This is a genomic window from Roseibium sp. RP-7, from assembly GCF_053005225.1.
Genome location: NZ_JBRKQA010000002.1, coordinates 251,102 through 269,875 on the forward strand (window position 1 = coordinate 251,102; position 18,774 = coordinate 269,875).

Genomic DNA, 18,774 nt, shown 5'->3' on the forward strand with positions numbered 1-18,774 from the left:
GCTCCATCAAACAACGGAGCCGGGAAATGGGACCGGGGACAATGAACAAGATTGCAGTTGCTGCCACCTCCACTTTCGTTCTGGCACTTGTCGGAGCCGGCATCGTCATGTCCGGTGGCGTAAAGACCGATGGCGAACTGCGCCGCGTTGACTGCCAGGCGCTCACCATGTTTACTCCAGCCAAAGCCAAGAGTGCCGAAGAACTTTGCGCCAACTACGGCGGTGTTGCACTGAAGGATGCCGAGCCCAGCAAGGAAGGCCTCGTAATCCTTGTCCGCAACCAGCCGATGGGCGGATTTGACGGAGAACACACCGTCCGCTGAATTCCGGCGCGCTTCAGGCTGAGCGTTCGCTCGCTCAGCACTTGGCAGATGGTGACAGGCATCCCCTGAAACGTTGCGGCTTCCCGAAAAGATCTCCGAAGCAAGAGTGGCAATGGTCTTTGTAAGCTGGCCGACTTGAAGAATTCAGGTCTCTTGCTCAGCCATCCCGCGTCGTGACCGCATGCGCTGCCACAGGCCCGGCGACGTTGTGCAGGTCGACCGATCCGAGCGGGATCGACGGCAGCCCTGCTTCCAGGGCCACTTCCGCCGTCGCAACGATCTCCTGCCCGATAACCTTGCCGTAATCCCCAAGTCGTGCCGCGATGTTGGCTGCATGGCCGATCACCGTGAAATCAAGCCGCTCCCTTGATCCGACGTTGCCGTAGGTGACCTCACCAAAGGCGATGCCGATGGCACAGTGCATGGAGATGCCCTGTGTGTCCGGGTCTGGCACCTTCAGACGGCGAACGATCTCCTCGGCACTGGCAACTGCTTGCCGGCAGGCCTCTTCCAGGCCGACGCCCGCAGGGAAAATCGCCAGCACTGCATCGCCAATGAACTTCAGGACCTCGCCTTCATGCGCGTTGACGATGTCGGTTGTGACTTCGAAGAAACGGTTGAGTTCACCGACGTAGGCTTGCCGGCCAAGCTCCGTTTCGAGCCGAGTGGAATGCCTGAGGTCGCAGAACAGGATCGCCGCGTCGATGACATCACCGTCCCCACGCCGGATATCGCCGCCCAGAACCCGCGCGCCTGTCCGCTTGCCCAGATAGGTTTCCAGAAGGGATGTCGCGTTCGATGTCAGAGCAAATACCTCGAAAAGCCGGCTGATAAGGGCCGAACATTCGAACACCAGTCCGAGGTTTGCCGTGGTGAAACCGGCAGGATGATCCGAAGCGAGGGTCATCACATTGATCCGCCCGTCGGAAAAAGGCAGCGGCATGGCGACATAGTCGGTAACGCCCTGCTGCCTGAGGTCTTCCATGATCGGGAAATTGAACTCGTCGGGGTTCGAATCGATCTTTTGCCGAATGCCTCCCAAACCGTCGGCCACATGCTGAAGCGGGCTCAGGCGAAAGGCCGGGCTCTCCAGTGTCTCGTAGGACGGAGCAAAGCTCTGCACGGTATCGTCGTCGCGCGTCCACACATAATGACGGCCGGCAATCATCGGGTGCAGTGACCAGATCAGGATGCTGATTCGGCAGACGGCTATCCCGTCCTCCACCAGCTTTCGGCCAAGGGCGGCTGTAAGTTCTTCCGGCGTTTTCGCGGCCCAGGCTTCGCGCAGCAGCCAATCGACCGTAGGCCCCGTGATGTTCCCGACAGGCAGCGGATCAATCGGGGCGCCCTGAAAATCGACCCGGCTCGCCACACCCGGCATGAAGGCCACAAGGCCATCAACCGCCTTACCTTCAGGCAAAGCATTGAGATAACTCCAGGCGCCGTTCTCCAGCGTCTCATTGCCGACCCGGACGTGGCTGTAGCTAGCCGTTCCCTTGAACGGGCAGAAGGTTCTGCGCTCCGGAGCCGGTTCGAGGTCTGCCAGAACGTCGTCGCGCGGGAAATAGATCGCAGGCGCAAGCCGGGTTTCATACATCACCCGCGCCTTTGAAGACCGCGCCAGCAACTGGTCCCCCCGCCAGGCCGTCACTTCGCCGGCAAGCGGTTCCACAAGGATCCCGTAGTCGTTCGAGGTTTGCTGCGCGTGCACGGTCATGAAAAAAGAGATATGGAACACATGGCGAGCTGTCCAGTGCACATGCACGCGCCCCCTCTGCTCACACCTGTGTGGCGCGCCCCAGTCGCCGACACTTGCAAAAAACGCATAGGTGGTACCCGGGGCAGACTCCGTGGCAAGCCACGGTTTGACCTCAATTCGCGATTACGCGCTTGTGAGCAGCCAAGGTATGGAAATTGAGACCCCTGTCGGGTACTGAGATTGAATGCGCAACGTCTTGATCACATTGTTGATCTGCTTTTTTGCCGGGGTCACAACCGCCGCAGCCTACACGCATGTTCCAAAGAGCATTCGCGCTCTGGAACGCTCGATGGCGGTGGAAACGGACCTGGCCGCAAAGACGGTGCAATTTACCGCGCATCATGCCCAATGTTGCCAACCGGACAGCCAGACCGGAAAAACCACCAAACCCTTCGGGTGCGGCCCGGATTGCCTGTCTCATTTCTCCGTTGTGGCGCTGCAATTCCAATCCGCGGTGACCGGGCCGGAAACCACGTCACCTCCCGTCCTGACGGACGCTCTGCCGTCCGCGGAAGATCAACCTCCCATTAAAGGCTGACGATCCAACGGAACACAAAGTTCCGGCTTAGCCAACAGTATTGGAAGGTTGAACGACATCTTGCCGGGGCACAATTCACCGGCATGAGAACAGTTCGCCTGAAAGACAGGAAAAAATCATGAGTCTTCAGGAAAACGGTACACAGGCATCCTATGCCGCGCCTGTATTTCGAACTCAAAAATATCTGAACAGGAACAATCTCTTCATGTTCGGCTGCTGCCTGCTGATGGCGGTGGTGACCGGTCTGCTGATCGTTTCCGCACCGACCGGACTGACGGCTGGTGAAGCGTTGCTGCTGGCCGTGCCGATGTTCGGCTGCGTCGCCATGCATGTGATTCTGCATCGTGTCATGGGCAAGCCGTGCCACGTGCACGCACGAAAGGAGGCCGACCATGTCTAGAAGACCTTTCGCTTTTGCACTTGCCGGTGGGTTCCTGGCATTGTCCTCGGTCGCCTGGGCTGCGGAAGACAACACAATCACGGTCTACAAGTCACCCTGGTGCGGTTGTTGCGAGCTGTGGACCGAGGCTGTCGAGGCTGCCGGCTACAAGGTCGCCGTTCACGATATGGAAGACCTGAGCTCCATCAAGGCGCAGGCAGGCATTCCGGATGACATGCAGGCCTGCCACACGGCGGTGACCGGTGGTGACCGGAAATACATCATCGAAGGACACGTGCCGCTGGAAGCGGTTGAAAAAATGCTGTCGGAGCGTCCGGACATTCGCGGCATCGCGGTTCCGGGCATGCCCCAGGGGTCGCTCGGCATGGGCGACGACCCGACGGCGCAATACACGGTTTACACCCTCGGCCAGAATCCGGCCGATCCTCCCGTCCCTTATCTAGAAACAGGCCAGTAGCCTTCAAATGACGAACCTTACAAGAAGATCATTTCTTGCCGGGTCGGCGAGCCTTACAGGGCTCGCCGTCAGCGGCTGTATGACGACCGCTCCCCAGCAGCCACTCGCCCCCTGGCAGGATCCGTCCGTCCTTGCCATGTACCGTGCGATGCCGGAAGAGCAGTTTCCGATCCCTGCTCCGGATTTGAAGAAGGTACCGGAACGCTACTACCGCAAACAGGTCGATTATCAGACCAGCGAGAAGGTCGGCACGCTGGTCGTCGATACCAGCAACTACTACCTCTACCTCGTCCAGGAAAACGGCAAGGCGATGCGCTACGGCGTCGGCCTTGGTCGTGCCGGGTTCGAATGGTCCGGCCGTGCGCGGATCGCCCGCAAGGCCGCCTGGCCCAAATGGACACCGCCGGAAGAGATGATCCAGCGGCAGCCGGAACTGGAAAAATGGAGCTGGCGTAACGGCGGCATGCCCCCGGGCATCGAAAACCCGCTGGGTGCAAGAGCGCTCTACATCTTCCAGGGCAACAAGGATACGCTCTACCGCATCCACGGCACGGGCGAATACTGGACCATCGGCTCTGCCGTTTCCAGTGGCTGTGTCCGCCTGATCAACCAGGACGTCATCGATCTTTACAGCCGGGTTGCTGACGGATCCCAGATCGTCGTTTTGTAAGGTTCAAGACACGCTTGCGGAAAAGGGGCCGGCCAGCCGGTCCCTTCGCCATCTTCAGCCATCAGCAATGGCTGGTGCGTCCGCTGCCTGGTATCAGCCTGTAATGGCTTTCAGTTCAAGAAAGTCTTCCAGGCCGAATTCGCCATATTCGCGGCCATTGCCGGACTGCTTGTAACCGCCGAACGGCACATCCCAGTCCGGGCTGTTGCCGTTGATATAGACGCTGCCAGCACGCAGTTTGCGGGCTACGCGTTTCGCCCGTTCCGGATCGCCGGTCTGGACATAGGCGGCAAGGCCGTAAGGCGTATCGTTGGCAATCGCGACAGCCTCCTCTTCCGTCTCGAACGGGATCATCACCAGCACGGGCCCGAAGATCTCGTTACGGGCAATCGACATCTGGTTGGTGACATCGGCAAAGACTGTCGGCTGAACGAAATACCCTGTCTCGAACCCCTTCGGTTTGCCCGGACCACCGGCAACAAGGCGGGCACCGTCTGCCAGACCGCGCTCGATATGGCCCTGGATCTTTTCGTATTGCAGGTCACTGATCACCGGCCCGATGTGATCTCCCTCCTCCGCCGGATCGCCGACCTTGGTTTCCGCCGCAATCTTTCCGGCAAGCGCAATAGCCTCGTCATAGACGCTTCGCTCCACGAGCAGACGGGTCGGTGCATCGCAGGACTGGCCCGTGTTGGAAAAGCAGCCCGACAGCGACGTGCGCAGGGCCGTTTTCAGGTCCGCATCCGCAAAGAGCAGGTTGGCCGACTTGCCGCCGAGCTCCAGAGCAACACGCTTGACCGTCGGTGCAGCATTCTGACTGACCGCGACGCCGGCACGGGTCGAACCGGTAAAGGACATCATGTCGATATCCGGATGCGAGGACATGGCAGATCCGACGCCCGGCCCATCGCCATTTACCAGATTGAAAACACCAGCCGGGCAGCCGGCCTCATCCAGGATCTCGGCGAAGAGAAGCCCGGAGAGAGGCGCAATTTCACTTGGCTTCAGCACCATGGTGCAACCAGCGGCAAGCGCCGGCGCGACCTTTGCCGCAATCTGGTTGATCGGCCAGTTCCAGGGTGTGATCAAGCCACAAACGCCAATCGGCTCGTGCCGCAGCACGCTGCCGCCACGCGGGCTCGGACGTTCGAACACATGATGCTTCAGGGCTTCAAGCGTCGCTTCCAGGTGGCCGGATCCGGCAGGTGTCTGGCTGCCGCGCGCAAAGCTGCGCGGTGCCCCCATTTCAAGCCGGATCGCTTCGTCCATTTCCTCCGACCGGCGATGGTAGATCGCGATGACACGCTCAAGAAGCGCGGCACGTTCCTCGACACTTGTCTCAGACCAATCGGCAAATGCGGCCTTGGCTGCAGCAACCGCCTTGTCCACATCGGCGGCACTGCCCAGGGAGATCACGGCAACCGGCTTTTCCGTCGCCGGGTTGATCACCTCGAGCGTTTTTGCCTCGACCGGATCGACCCAGGATCCACCGATATAGAACTGCCGCTTTTCAATCATCCGCCTGCTGCTTCCCGTCTGTTCAGTTTCATGTCGTCGCCACTTCTTGGCATAACCTCATATCCGGCTTCTTCCGGCTCCTCGTCAACCATCTCATCCGGAAAACCCGGTGCCCGGATATCAAGACCGGTTGCATCTTCAAGACGTTTGATGATGTTGGGCGACAATTCCCGCGGACCATAGCGGTTGATCCCGTCTGCAAAAATACGGTTGAGAAGCGGCGACACTTCCAGCGGCACCTGATGATCGTCTGCGATTTTCTGGAACAGGCCGATGTCCTTGGCAACAAGATCCATGGTGAAGGAGATGTCGCGCGAGCCGTTGAGGATGACCTGGCTCTCCGTTTCATGGACGAACGAGTTACCTGAGGAAATCCGGATTGCCTCGTAAGCCGTGCCAAGATCCATTTCGGCTGCCTTGCAGGTGGTCAGCGCTTCGACCAAAGACACCAGATTGGCCGTTGCCAGATAGTTGGTGACGACTTTCAGAACAGATGCCGAGCCGATCTCGCCGGTGTGCAGCACGCGCCGCCCCAGAACGGTCAGGAGCGGCAGCATGCGCTCGAAGGTTTCCCGCGGACACCCGGCAAAGATCGAGATATTTCCGGTAGCAGCCCTGTGGCAGCCGCCCGAAACCGGGCATTCGATCGCCTCCGCCCCTCTGGCGACGACAAGCCCTGCCAGACGGCGCACTTCGCCGGCATCCGTTGTCGACATTTCCGCCCAGATCCTGCCCGGGCCAATACCTTCCAGAATACCGTCCGGACCTTCCACCACCGCAGCACAGGCTGCCGGACTGGGCAGGCAGGTGATGACGACATCGCAGCTTTCTGCAAGCTCCTTCGGGCTTTGGCCGCGTCTGGCTCCCCTGGCCGCAAAGCTTTCCATAAGCAGCGGATTGAGGTCCAGCACCATGACCTCAAGACCGTTGCGCAGCAGGCTGCCGGCCAGTTTGCCGCCGACGTTGCCCAATCCGATGAAACCGACCTGCATGAGAAGCGCCTTTCGTGAAACAGGGTTGGATGCCCTCACTTTGCGCCTCGCCTATAAAGTAGAGAAATGATATTAATTCAGCCAATTACCAAACTATTTTTATGAATGAAGAGAATGTCGGCACTTCCCAATCTCGTATGGCTGAGAAGCTTCGAAGCCGTCAGCCGGCTGGGCGGCTTCACCGCAGCGGGCGCGGAACTCGGCCTCACCCAGGCCGCTGTCAGCACGCATATCAGCGCACTGGAAAGCCAGCTCGGCCATCAGCTTTTCGAACGCACGACGCGAAAGCTGGAGCTTACCGCCAGCGGCCGGGCTTATCTGCCGTCGGTACGCAAGGCCTTGCAGGACCTTGCCGTCTCCACGGACAGCCTCTTCGGCAACCGAACGGCCGGCTCCGTCACCATTCGGGCGCCGATTTCCGAAACTGTTCTCATCATCGCCCCTGCCCTGGCGGAGTTCCAGAAGACCCATCCTGAACTGGACATCCGGCTCTTGTCGGCAATCTGGGCCGACACCGCCCTTGAGACCGGCACCGATATCGAGATCCGCCTCGGCACAGGCAATTGGCCAGGTGCGCATGCAGAACCGCTGGGGCCGGAAAAGATCGTGCCGGTGTGTCATCCAGCGCTGGCCGAAAGATTGAAGGAACCGGCGGATCTGATGGATCTTCCACGCATTCACATTCTCGGCTTCGACGATCACTGGCCACGTTTTTTCGAAGCTCAGTCCCTCACGCAGCCATCCGGACACTCAGGCGTCACCGTCGACACCTCCCTCGCCGCGGTTGAACTGGCGGCTGCCGGCGGCGGTGTCGCCCTGCTGCTGGGCAAGGTTGCAGCCCGGCTGGCGGGAAGCGGACGGCTGACGACCCCTCTGGACCCGGGGCTGCCTTCCATGCGCACCCATTACCTGCTGAACCGGGACAATTCCTCACCGCGAAAACCGGCAGTTCAACGGGTGGAAACCTGGCTGCGAGACCTGTTTGCAGCTTAGGCCGGTAGCTATTCCGGTCAGGTCAAGCGCTCACCTGCGCGCTGGAAGTGGGCAAGAGGCTCATATCGTTTTCAATAGATGCATGTCTCCGCGTTCACAGGCACTCACCCCAGCGAAAAACCGATAAGATTTTGAAATACATTTCTTTTTAGAGGTCCAATCGCAGGGCATACTGGATCCCGGTCTTGTCGCTGGTGCGACAAACCGGGATGACAAGCCAAGGACGTGTGACAATGACGGAGCAGGCTGAGCTGCGAGATCATCCCTTTCCGTGCCACACCCTCGTCATGCCATGGCTCGTCCATGGCATCCATGCCGATGCAACACGACATGGCAACGCCTGTCCATTTGGAAAGGCCAGGGAATGCATTGCAGGGTCAAGTCCGGCAATGACGGGGAGCGCGGGGATATGGAATGGGGCTATCTGAACGCTGTTGTTACCGCGGATACGCCTCAGAAGGTCACTCCGCTGCGAACAGCTTTGCCGTCATCGCCAGGCTTGCGCCACAGGGTTCTTCTGCTTCGCCGCTCACCTCTACCCCGCCCTCGGCAGGGCGCAGGTTGACGAAGTCGTAGAGCGAGCGGTCGAGAAGATGCGACGGACGGGTGTGACCGAGGGCGCGGGCCATGACGCCGAGGCGTCCCGGCGTTGCCTTTTCCCAGCCCTGCAGCATGCGTTTGACTTCCTCGCGCTGCAGACCGTCCTGCGAGCCACAGAGATTGCAGGGAATGATCGGGAACTGCATGCCGGTGGCAAAGCGGGCGATATCGCTTTCGGCGGAATAGGCAAGCGGACGGAGCACCAGAAGGTCGCCCTCGTCGTTGATCAGCTTGGGCGGCATGGAGGCCAGACGACCGCCATGGAAGAGGTTCATGAAGAACGTCTCCAGAATATCTTCCCGGTGATGGCCGAGCACGATGGCCTCGCAGCCTTGCTCCCGTGCAATCCGGTAGAGAATGCCACGCCGCAGGCGCGAGCAGAGCGAACAATAGGTGCGGTGCTCGGGGATCTTGTCGGTGACGATGGAATAGGTGTCTTCGCGCACGATGATGTGCTCGATACCGTTGTCCTCGAAGAATTTCGGCAGGATGTCCGCCGGAAAACCGGGCTGAGCCTGATCCAGATTGCAGGCGATCAGGTCGACCGGCAGCAGACCACGCCATTTCAGTTCGATCAGCACCGCCAGCAGCGTGTAACTGTCCTTGCCACCCGACAGGCAGACCAGCCACTTCGGCCGCTTTTCCTGGGAAGCCCCTTCCGGCAGCATCCCGAAGTCGGCAATCGCCTCACGCGCCTGGCGCAAGAGGCGCTTTCTCAGCTTCTTGAACTCGACGCTCGCAGGTGCATTGCGAAGCAACGCGGGTACGTCGATGTCGGTACTGTCGGCAATATCGTTCATTTGAGAAGCTCGGCGGCTTGTTGGGTTCGCTGTCTTTGCGCTGACATAGCGGATCAAGGCTGCCGGGAAAAGGGAAAAGCCGTGCGTATCAGGGGATGACAGTTCGCTCACTGGAGCTGTTCTTGCCACTTCTCTGCATATTGCTTCAGCCGAGAGAGACGTTCGCCGCCGCGTCCGCGTGGGCCAGCCTGCGGCCGTTTTTCCGTATCACCGTCCGCCACCAGCAACGCGGCGCCGATACTGGTTCCGGTGAGCGACCCAGCCGATGCTTCAACCGGCCGCCCGGTCGCAACCTCCAGCATGTCAAGGTAAAGCCCGTTCTGAGCGAACGGCCCCTCCACAACAATTGGACCTTCTGCACCGGTCATCGCCAGGCACTCTGCCGTCACCAGCGCCAGATAGAAGGACAGAGCCGCAAAGCATTCGCCGTCGCTCAGGAGCGTCTCATCCACGCTCCAGTGATACTCGCTGCCCTGGAAAGGGCCGGAGCGTGGGTCGACAGCGGGAAAAAGCATGATCTCGCGAGAAAGCACGGTATCAATCTGTTCTTCCGAACAGCCCTTCTCACGTCCCTTCAGGATCATGTCGAACTCACGTCCCCCCATGAACCTTGCCGAAGGCACAGGATCACCGAAAGCGTTGACGTTGATCAGCGTGTCGCGGGACGGGTCGAGGAGCACCCGGCCGCCTCCTATCGCCAGCACGATCACCCAGGTGCCGGTAGAGACGACCGAAAACGGAGGCTGTCGCAGGATCAGATGCGGATAAAGCGAAGCGTTGGAATCGTGAATGCCGCAGGCGACCGGAATATCCTTCGGCAATCCGGTCCGGGCCACAACCTCCGGCAGGACGGACCCGAGACGATCACCCGCCTTGCGCACGGGAGCCATCTTCTCCTCCAGACCGAGCTGGTCCACAAGCGAGGAGAACCGGTTTTCGGACGGACACCACAGGTCGGTATGGCAGCCGAGCGAAGTCACCTCGTTGGAAAGAACGCCGGTGAGCTTGAAGGTCCAGTATTGCGGATAGGTCAGAACTGTCGCCACCCGGTCAAGCAGACCCGGGTCCGTTTTCAGCTGCCAGTGGAGTTGCGCTCCCAGATTGAGGCCCATGCCGAGCCTGGGTGACCCGGTTTCCGCGAAGTCCGGCCGGATCGCATCATAGGCGGCCGCCAGGTCGTCCGGGCCGGTGAATTCATAGTCCAGCATCGGCGCGGCAAGGTTCCCTTCCGCGTCCAGAAGCACGGCGCTGGCACCATGCGTCGTCACCGACAGCGCATCGATACCATGGGCCTTGTGCAGCTCCGCCAGCGCATCGCAGATGAAATCCCAGTGGCCTTCCAGGTCGAAATGCGGATAGGGCGGCCCCGGCAGGACCGAGTTGGGCCGCGTCAGGACGCCAAGTTCCCTGCGCTGGTCCAGATCGACCACGGCAACCTTCGCATTGGTCTTGCCAATATCGATGACGCCCACATTCCGGATCGCTGCCATCAACGCTCAATCCATGTGAAAGACGGTTGTGAGCGGTGTTGCTACTGGTTCGTTGTCCGGCTTGGTCGCCATAACATCGGCCATATGTGCCCACCATTTCCGCATCACCGGGTGGTTCGGCAGATCGTCCATCTTGTGGCCATCCTGGCGCCAAAGCACGCCGAAGAGGATGTCGGTCTCGGGATCCAGATGAATGGAATAGTCGCTGATGCCTGCGTCTTTCAACAAGGCCACCAGTTCCGGCCAGATTTCGTCATGGCGCTTCCGGTATTCGGCTTCCATGCCCGGATTGAGCTTCATCTTGAAGGCATATTTTTCCATGGTTCAGGCCTTCCGTTTTGCGAGAACCCGGTGGGCGATGCGCGGCAAGGCAATGACGGCAATCAGCAGCAGACCGATGAAGATCGACATGACGATGCCCGGTACGTTGAGCAGGCCAAACCCGAAGGTGACCATGCCCATGACGAAGGCAGCGATCACCACACCCGGAATGGAGCCGGAGCCACCGAGAATATTGACGCCGCCCAGCACAACCATTGTCACGATCTCAAGCTCCCAGCCGAAGGCAATCGATGGTCTTGTCGCCCCGAGGCGCGAGGTCAAGCAGATGGCGGCAACACCCGACATAAGGCCCGTGAGCAGGAAAAGTGCGAATTTGACCCGCGGCACGCGAATACCGGAAAAAAGCGCGCCGACAGGGTTGTTGCCGACGACATAGACCGCCCGGCCAAAGTTCGTCTTGTGCAGGATGACGGCAAAGACGATGGCCAGCAGAGCGAACAGGACGAACTCGAAGGAGATCACCCACCAGACGTAGCCCTGACCGAAAAAGGCAAAGTCGGACGGATAGCCGGTGTAGGCCTTGTCGCCGAGCACGATATAGGAAATGCCGCGGAACAGGCTCATGGTGCCGATGGTCACAACGATGGACGGCAGGCCGAAGCCGGTCACCAGGAAGCCGTTGAAGGCACCGCACAACAGCCCTGTGCCGAGGCCGATCATCACCAGAACCGGCGTATCGGCCCCCATCTGGACGGCAAAGCCCATGGCCGTGGACGAAAGCGCGATAATCGAGGCAACCGAAAGGTCGATCTCGCCGGAAATGATCAGAAGCCCCATTGCAAAGGCGATCATGGCCTTTTCGGTGAAATTGAAGGTCGCGTCTGAGAGGTTCCACGGGTCGAGGAAATAAGGCGAGGCAAAGCTGTTCAGCGTGAAGACGGCGACGGCGACCACGAGTAACAGCAGTTCCCAGCTCACCAGAAACCGCTGCAGCGGCGACTTCAGCCTGTCCGGAATCTGACGCCCCTGCGCGCCGGTGTCTGGGGTGGCGAGGCTCATGCTGCGTGCTCCGCTTTTTTCAGGATCACCCGGCCCTTGGTCCGGTTGGACGTGGCGTTGAAGGCTACGGCGATGATGATTGCGCTGCCGGAAATCGCAAGTTGCCAGAAGGGCGAGATATTGATCACCGGAAGGGCGTTCTTGACGATACCGAGGAACAGCGCACCGAGCAGAGCCCCGCCGACAGACCCGATGCCGCCGGCAATCGAGATCCCGCCGATGACGCAGGCCGCGACCACCTCAAGCTCGAAGCCGCCGGCGATATCGACATAGGCAACGGCATAGCGGGCAACCCAGAGATAGCCGGTGAGACCGGCAAGTGCGCCGGAAATGACATAGGCCGCGCATTGGGTAAGGCCGACATTGATGCCCGTATAGACCGCCGCGTGCGGATTGCCGCCCACGGCAAAGAAAGCCCTGCCAAGTGGTGTCCGCCCGACCAGAACGATAAACCCGATCACGACGGCGATCGCGATCCACGACAGAACCGGCAGGCCAAGCACGACCTCACGCGGGAAGGCCTTGAAGGCGTCACTCATTTCATGGGCGTTGATCCACTCCCCGCCGGAAATGACGAAGATGATGCCCCGGTAGATGGTCATGGTGCCAAGGGTGACGACAATGGGCGGAATATCCAGCTTCCAGACAAGCAGTCCGTTTGCAAGCCCCATCAAGGCCCCAAGACAGATCGCCAGGGCCAGGATAACCGGCACCGGCAGACCGGGCATGGCCATGTTGAGCATGGCGACCACCATGCCGGTGAGCGCAAGGTTCGCGGCAACGGACAGATCGATACACCGGGTGAGGATCACCACCATCTGGCCGAGTGCCAGAATGATCAGCGGAGCCGTGTCGTTGAAGACATTCGCCAGGTTCGACGGCGCGACGAAGCCGGGAAAGCGAGTGGCGATGGCCAGCACCAGAACCAGGATGGCTCCGGCGAGAATGGTCTCGCGCGATTTCATCAGCGAGCGGATCATGTGCGCACCTCCGTGATGCCGGCAGCCGCCCGCACCAGATGTTCGGGCGACAGGTCAGCGCCTTCAAATTCGGCGGCGATACGCCCCTCCCGCATCACAATCACCCGGTCGGACATGCCGAGAATTTCCGGAATTTCGGACGACACCATGATGACCGCCAGACCTTCGGCAGCCAGTTCCGCCATGAATTCATGCACCGCGGCCTTGGACCCGATGTCGATGCCCTTGGTGGGTTCGTCCAGGATGATCACCCGAGGTTTGGTCGCAAGCCATTTGGCGATGACAACCTTCTGCTGGTTGCCGCCAGACAGTTCGCCAATATCCTGGTCAAGAGCTGCTGCGCGCAAGTCCAGCCGCCGCGTGTAGTCACGGGCCAGCTTGAATTCCTCCGCAAGCCGCAGGAACCCCTTGCGCGAGGTTTCTTTGAGCGACGGCAGCGAGACATTCTGGAAAATGGGCAGGCCCTTGATGGCCCCCTGTTTGCCCCGGTCCTCCGGGACATAGACAATGCCCTGCCGGATGGCTTCGTTCGGATCGCGAATGACGGCGATCCTGTCGTCTATCCGGATTGCCCCCTTGGAAGGCCTGGTCACGCCGAACAGCGCCTGCATGAATTCGCTGCGCCCGGCCCCCACAAGGCCGTAAAACCCAAGGATCTCTCCCGCACGAAGCGTGAAGCCGATGTCCTCGAATTCCGTCGGGTGGCAATAGCCGACAACCTTCAGCACTTCCTCACCCAGTTGCGGTGCCCGTTTCGGGAATACCTGGTCGACCGACCGGCCGACCATGAGCTTGACCAGCTCCTGTTCGGAAACAGCCTCGATCTTGCCCTTGCCGACCATCTGGCCGTCCCGGAAAACCGTGTAGCGGTCCGCGATGCGGAAGATCTCGTCGAACTTGTGGCTGATGAAGAGGATCGCCTTGCCTTCCGCCTTAAGGCGTTCCACCAGCTCGTAGGTTTCCTCGATTTCCTTGTGGGAGAGCGAGGCGGTCGGCTCATCCATGATGACGATCTTGGCGTCGATGGAGAGCGCCCGGGCAATCGCCACCAGGTGCTTGTTGGCAATACCGAGATCTTTCAGCGTGACATTCGGATCGATCCTGGCGCCGATCCGGTCGAGCAGCGCTTGTGCCTTGCGCAGCATTTCCTTGCGGTCGATCAAGCCGAAACGGGTTTTCGGCGCATGGCCGATGAAAATGTTTTCCGCCACCGACAGATCATCGAAAAGGACAGTTTCCTGATGGATCGCCGTCACCCCTGCCCGGCCCGCGTCCTGGGCGGTGGGAAAGGAAACCGGTGTGCCATTGATCGCGATTGCGCCCTCATCCGGCTGATAAATGCCGGTCAGGATCTTCACGATGGTGGATTTACCCGCGCCGTTTTCCCCCACCAGTGCAGTAACTTCACCCGGGAACAGCTCCAGCGATACCTCGGAAAGCGCCTTTACGCCCGGGAACGACTTGGAGATACCGCTGAGCGTCAGTACCGGCCCCGCGCCGTCTTCCGTTTGCGGATGCGTGTCCGCTATGCCCTGCGTGTTCGCAAGCATGACCATTTCCCGGAGCCTGGAGTTTCGTTGCTGGTTTCAAAGACCCGGTGCGCTTGGCACCGGGTCTGACATGTTTCTATCGTCCGGCCCTGGCGACCAGCTTAGAAAATGTCCTTGAAGTCGTCGATGTTGGAGCTGTCATAGACGAACGGGTCCGCCATCGCGCCTTCGTTGCTGTCGTTGAGCGTCAGCGTGCCCATACGGCCCATCGGAATTTCCGCGCCCGGCTTTGCTTCCGCGGCGCCGGTGGACAGGTTGTAGGCCAGCATGGTTGCCGAATAGCCGAGATCGATCGGGTTCCAGATGGCGAACGACTTGGATGCACCGGATTCGATGTGGCCAGCCATTTCTGACGGCAGGCCGAGCCCGGTCACGTTGACCTGACCGGCTTTTTCGGCGTCGGAGACCGCCTGAGCTGCGGCAACGATGCCCACGGAGGTCGGCGCGATGATCGCCTTCAGGTCCGGATAGGTCTGCATCAGGCCCTGGGCTTCACGGTAGGACTTGTCGGCAAGGTCATCACCATAAACGGTGGCGACCACGTTGATGCCCGGATAATTGTCCTTCACCTTGTTCATTTCCTCGATCCAGATGTTCTGGTTCGTGGCGGTTGCGGACGCGGACAGGACGGCGACATCACCGCCATCGGGCAGATGATCGGCGGCCAGCTTGATGATCATGTTGCCGATCAGCGGATTGGACGACGGATTGAGGTGAAGCTGGCGACCTTCCGGCGCAACGCCGCTGTCCCAGGAAATCACGGTAATGCCGCGGTCCATGGCTTTCTTCAGTGCCGGAACCAGGGCGTCCTGATCGTTGGCGGAGATCGCAATGGCATCCACCTTCTGGGCGATCAGCGCGTTGATGACCTCGATCTGACCTTCTGCGGTCGTGTCGGTCGGGCCGGTGTAGATGATCTCGACATCGCCGAGTTCCTTGGCAGCTTCTTCAGCGCCCTTGGCGGCAGCTTCAAAGAAGCCGATGCCGAGCGCCTTGACGACAAGGGCGATGCGTTTTTCCGCGGCACTGGCCGGTGCGGCGATGCAGACGGCGGCGACTGCTGTTGCCGCCAGAAGTGACTTGAGCAATTTCATGGTCTTCCTCCCTAAAGTGCTGCCGGCCCCTCCCAAGGTCCGGACAGTGTGCCGGCTACCCGTTCGAGGTTGCCTTGGTCTGTGCGGCGCTTGTTTCCGCCACGATCAGATGGATGTCGGCCTGTTCCAGCATGTTGGCCGCGCTGTCGGGGATCCTGTCATCGGTGATGACGGTGGATATCCGCTCGAGCGGGCACAGGATCAGGCTGGAACGTGCGCTGAATTTCGACGAATCCGCCAGAACCACCAGTTCATCCGCCTGGCCGATCAGCTTCTGCTCGGCCTGAATGAGCAACGGATCGGCCTCCATGAGCCCAAGCGGCCCAAGCCCCTGAGCGCCCATGAACATGCGCGTCGCGTAGAAGTTCCGGGTCACGTCATTGTCGAAGGGGCTCAGGATAATGTTCTGTTCGCGATAGATCACCCCGCCCGAGAGCATGATGGTGTTCTTGGAATTCTTGAGGAGATGCTCGGCAATCGGAAACGAGTTGGTGAACACCTGGCAGCGCTTGGTTGCCAGCGGATGCACCATCTGAAAGGTGGTTGTTCCGCCGTTGATGATGATGGCATCGCCATCCTCGCACAGCTCCACCGCCTTTTGTGCGATTGCGCGTTTCTGAGCGATGTTGATCGTTTCGTTGACACTGAACGGACGCCCCGCCAGACCGACGAACTGCGGCGGATGAATGCTCTCCGCCCCACCCCGCACACGGCGCAGCTTCTTCTGCACATGCAGCTGGGCAATATCACGACGGATGGTTGCTTCAGAGGAATCCGTCAACGCCACCAGCTCCTGCACCGTCACGACCGGACGATCCTGGACTGCGGACAATATGATCCTGTGGCGTTCTTTCTCGTGCATCTGGTCCTCCCATTGATCAAACGTTTCCACCAAAACCGGTCAATGTCAATCATAAAAAATCAAAAATGATCATTTTGCAGCGCAATATGATTGATATTGATCGTTTTTGATTGACAACCTGATCCGTTCAAGCGAGTTTCTAAACAACGAGACGCAAGCCGTCAGGCTTACCTGGGAGGAAAAGATGTTGAATTCCGCTGCCGGTTCCCGGCTTGCAAACCTGTGGGATGACCAGAAGGCTTCCGGCATGAGCGAAGCGGAGCTGCTGCTCTATCGCTCCAACCTCCTGGGCTCCGACAAGCGCATCACCAACTACGGTGGCGGCAACACCTCCGCCAAGGCGATGGAAAAGGATCCCCTCACCGGCGATCAGGTAGAGGTACTGTGGGTCAAGGGCTCCGGCGGCGATGTCGGCACCATCAAGATGGATGGTTTTGCGACGCTCTACATGGACAAGCTGCGGGCACTTAAAGGGCTCTATCGCGGTGTCGAGTTCGAAGACGAGATGGTCGCCTGCCTACCCCATTGCACCTTCAACCTGAACCCGCGCGCCGCCTCCATCGACACCCCGCTTCATGCCTATGTGCCGAAAAGCCATGTCGACCATATGCATCCGGACGCAATCATCGCCATTGCAGCGGCAAGCGACAGCAAGGCAATCACGCAGGAAATTTTCGGCGCCGACATCGGCTGGTTGCCCTGGAAACGACCAGGGTACGAACTGGGCCTGTGGCTGGAAAAATTCTGCCTGGAAAATCCGGAGGCTCGCGGGGTCGTTCTGGAAAGCCATGGCCTCTTTACATGGGCTGACGACGCCAGGACCTGCTACGAAACCACCCTGGAGATCATCAACAAGGCGATTGCCTGGTTTGAGGAAAAGACGGCAGGAAAAGATGCTTTCGGCGGCTCGAAACACCGCGCCCTGGCCCCATCGGACCGGCGCGCCGTTGCCGCCCGCCTGATGCCTGCAATCCGGGGGATGGTCTCCGGCAAGCAGCATATGGTCGGTCATTTTGACGACAGCGACGCTGTGCTGGAATTCGTCTGCGCCAGCGACATGGAAGCCCTTGCCGCCCTCGGCACAAGCTGCCCGGATCATTTCCTGCGCACCAAGATCCGCCCGCTCGTGGTTGATTTCGATCCCGCGACCCCGGACATCGAGGCAACGCTTGCCGGGCTCGGTCAGGCTGCAGAAGCTTACCGTGACGACTATGCGGCCTATTATAACCGTTGCAAGCACGACGACAGCCCCGCCCTTCGCGACCCGAACGCCGTTGTCTACCTGGTACCGGGCGTTGGCATGATCACCTTCGCCAAGGACAAGGCGACGGCACGCATTTCAGGCGAGTTCTATACCAACGCCATCAACGTCATGCGCGGCGCTTCCAGCGTTTCCACCTACCGCGGCCTGCCGGAACAGGAAGCCTTCGACATCGAATACTGGCTTCTGGAGGAAGCCAAGCTGCAGCGCATGCCCAAACCCAAGAGCCTTGCAGGCAAGATCGCGCTGGTCACCGGCGGTGCCGGCGGCATTGGCTCGGCCACCGCTGAACGCTTTCTGCGCGAAGGCGCCTGCGTGGTGCTGGCCGACATCGACGCGGACGCACTCGGGGCCGCCGCCGACAATCTCACCTCACGTTATTCCAGGGACGTCGTGCGCACGGTTACGATGGATGTCACCAGCGAAGACGCAGTGGCAGACAGCTTTGCCCGAGCGGCGCTGGAATTCGGCGGTGTCGACATTCTCGTTTCCAACGCCGGCATCGCGTCTTCCGCCCCGATCGAGGACACCACGCTCGACCTGTGGAACCGGAACATGTCGATCCTGTCGACCGGTTATTTCCTGGTGTCCCGTGAGGCCTTCAAGGTCATGAAGACGCAAGGGGTCGGCGGCTCCATCGTGTTCATCGGATCGAAGAACGGCCTCGCCGCGTCTCCCGGTGCCAGCGCCTATTGCACAGCCAAGGCTTCCGAACTGCACCTTGCCCGCTGTCTCGCCCTGGAAGGTGCTCCGGAGGGGATCCGCGTCAATGTGGTCAATCCGGACGCTGTCCTGCGCGGGTCCAAGATCTGGTCCGGTGACTGGCTGAAGGAACGCGCCGAAGCCTACGGCAAGGACACGTCGGAGCTGGAGGAACACTACCGCCAGCGCTCGCTGCTGAAACTGTCCGTGCTGCCGGAAGACATCGCCGAGGCAACCTACTTTTTCGCCTCCGAGTTTTCCGCCAAGTCGACCGGGAACATCATCAACGTCGACGCCGGCAACGTTCAGGCTTTCACGCGGTAAACGTCACATCCACAAAGCAGACCTCATCCTGAGGAAGCGCGAAGCGCTGTCTCGAAGGATGGGCGGCACACTCCAGACAAGCGGCCCATCCTTCGAGACGGGCCTCGCGGCCCTCCTCAG

Annotated in this window: 18 protein-coding genes; 7 read left to right on the forward strand and 11 right to left on the reverse strand. The window is 60.2% G+C overall.

The window, feature by feature from the left end; genetic code table 11:
• The first annotated feature begins 41 nt into the window (after positions 1-41).
• Complete coding sequence (locus tag ACVDG9_RS15815) at positions 42-323, forward strand: hypothetical protein (RefSeq protein ID WP_023000868.1); 282 nt, start codon at positions 42-44, stop codon at positions 321-323.
• Between the two features lie 157 nt (positions 324-480).
• Here the strand turns inward: ACVDG9_RS15815 and ACVDG9_RS15820 are convergent, their stop codons facing one another.
• The gene (locus ACVDG9_RS15820; protein WP_209169522.1) at positions 481-2,061 is read right to left on the reverse strand and encodes a DUF427 domain-containing protein; all 1,581 of its coding nucleotides are present in this window, start codon (positions 2,059-2,061) and stop codon (positions 481-483) included.
• Positions 2,062-2,266: 205 nt separating this feature from the next.
• On the opposite strand from ACVDG9_RS15820, the gene ACVDG9_RS15825 reads away from it, so the two are divergent.
• From ACVDG9_RS15825 to ACVDG9_RS15840, 4 genes are all read left to right on the forward strand, one after another.
• Positions 2,267-2,620 carry a hypothetical protein gene (locus tag ACVDG9_RS15825; protein WP_062488373.1) on the forward strand — a complete coding sequence of 118 codons (354 nt, stop codon included), beginning with the start codon at positions 2,267-2,269 and terminating at the stop codon, positions 2,618-2,620.
• Between the two features lie 118 nt (positions 2,621-2,738).
• Positions 2,739-3,020 (forward strand): hypothetical protein, encoded by a 282-nt coding sequence (locus ACVDG9_RS15830; RefSeq protein ID WP_447238431.1) that lies wholly within the window; start codon positions 2,739-2,741, stop codon positions 3,018-3,020.
• On the forward strand, positions 3,013-3,477 hold the full coding sequence (locus ACVDG9_RS15835; protein WP_055655078.1) for a DUF411 domain-containing protein: 465 nt from the start codon (positions 3,013-3,015) through the stop codon (positions 3,475-3,477). The genes ACVDG9_RS15830 and ACVDG9_RS15835 overlap by 8 nt, the downstream gene beginning before the upstream one ends.
• A gap of 79 nt (positions 3,478-3,556) precedes the next feature.
• A complete protein-coding gene (locus ACVDG9_RS15840; RefSeq protein ID WP_077292536.1) occupies positions 3,557-4,147 on the forward strand; it encodes a L,D-transpeptidase in 591 nt (196 codons plus the stop codon).
• Positions 4,148-4,240: 93 nt separating this feature from the next.
• On the opposite strand, the gene ACVDG9_RS15845 is transcribed toward ACVDG9_RS15840, so the two are convergent.
• A complete protein-coding gene (locus tag ACVDG9_RS15845; protein ID WP_447238432.1) occupies positions 4,241-5,665 on the reverse strand; it encodes an aldehyde dehydrogenase family protein in 1,425 nt (474 codons plus the stop codon).
• Positions 5,662-6,657 carry an NAD(P)-dependent oxidoreductase gene (locus tag ACVDG9_RS15850; RefSeq protein ID WP_447238433.1) on the reverse strand — a complete coding sequence of 332 codons (996 nt, stop codon included), beginning with the start codon at positions 6,655-6,657 and terminating at the stop codon, positions 5,662-5,664. Before ACVDG9_RS15850 ends, ACVDG9_RS15845 begins: the two co-directional genes overlap by 4 nt.
• 114 nt (positions 6,658-6,771) lie before the next feature.
• On the opposite strand from ACVDG9_RS15850, the gene ACVDG9_RS15855 reads away from it, so the two are divergent.
• A complete protein-coding gene (locus ACVDG9_RS15855) occupies positions 6,772-7,650 on the forward strand; it encodes a LysR substrate-binding domain-containing protein (protein ID WP_206907475.1) in 879 nt (292 codons plus the stop codon).
• A 461-nt stretch (positions 7,651-8,111) separates the two neighbouring features.
• Here the strand turns inward: ACVDG9_RS15855 and ttcA are convergent, their stop codons facing one another.
• From ttcA to ACVDG9_RS15895, 8 genes are all read right to left on the reverse strand, one after another.
• Complete coding sequence (ttcA, locus tag ACVDG9_RS15860) at positions 8,112-9,050, reverse strand: tRNA 2-thiocytidine(32) synthetase TtcA (RefSeq protein WP_370198391.1); 939 nt, start codon at positions 9,048-9,050, stop codon at positions 8,112-8,114.
• 107 nt (positions 9,051-9,157) lie between these two features.
• Positions 9,158-10,540 carry an FGGY-family carbohydrate kinase gene (locus ACVDG9_RS15865; protein WP_447238434.1) on the reverse strand — a complete coding sequence of 461 codons (1,383 nt, stop codon included), beginning with the start codon at positions 10,538-10,540 and terminating at the stop codon, positions 9,158-9,160.
• 6 nt (positions 10,541-10,546) lie between these two features.
• Positions 10,547-10,861, reverse strand: coding sequence for an L-rhamnose mutarotase (gene rhaM / locus ACVDG9_RS15870; protein ID WP_055655087.1), 315 nt, complete (start codon positions 10,859-10,861; stop codon positions 10,547-10,549).
• A gap of 3 nt (positions 10,862-10,864) precedes the next feature.
• Positions 10,865-11,881 (reverse strand): ABC transporter permease, encoded by a 1,017-nt coding sequence (locus tag ACVDG9_RS15875; protein WP_062488364.1) that lies wholly within the window; start codon positions 11,879-11,881, stop codon positions 10,865-10,867.
• Positions 11,878-12,861 carry an ABC transporter permease gene (locus ACVDG9_RS15880; RefSeq protein ID WP_055655090.1) on the reverse strand — a complete coding sequence of 328 codons (984 nt, stop codon included), beginning with the start codon at positions 12,859-12,861 and terminating at the stop codon, positions 11,878-11,880. Before ACVDG9_RS15880 ends, ACVDG9_RS15875 begins: the two co-directional genes overlap by 4 nt.
• Positions 12,858-14,411, reverse strand: a complete 1,554-nt coding sequence (locus tag ACVDG9_RS15885; RefSeq protein ID WP_152506194.1) for a sugar ABC transporter ATP-binding protein — start codon at positions 14,409-14,411, stop codon at positions 12,858-12,860. The genes ACVDG9_RS15880 and ACVDG9_RS15885 overlap by 4 nt, the downstream gene beginning before the upstream one ends.
• A gap of 101 nt (positions 14,412-14,512) precedes the next feature.
• Positions 14,513-15,505, reverse strand: coding sequence for a rhamnose ABC transporter substrate-binding protein (gene rhaS / locus ACVDG9_RS15890; RefSeq protein WP_077292528.1), 993 nt, complete (start codon positions 15,503-15,505; stop codon positions 14,513-14,515).
• Between the two features lie 55 nt (positions 15,506-15,560).
• A complete protein-coding gene (locus tag ACVDG9_RS15895) occupies positions 15,561-16,367 on the reverse strand; it encodes a DeoR/GlpR family DNA-binding transcription regulator (protein WP_031269240.1) in 807 nt (268 codons plus the stop codon).
• Between the two features lie 184 nt (positions 16,368-16,551).
• On the opposite strand from ACVDG9_RS15895, the gene ACVDG9_RS15900 reads away from it, so the two are divergent.
• On the forward strand, positions 16,552-18,654 hold the full coding sequence (locus tag ACVDG9_RS15900; protein WP_447238435.1) for a bifunctional rhamnulose-1-phosphate aldolase/short-chain dehydrogenase: 2,103 nt from the start codon (positions 16,552-16,554) through the stop codon (positions 18,652-18,654).
• Positions 18,655-18,774 lie beyond the last annotated feature (120 nt).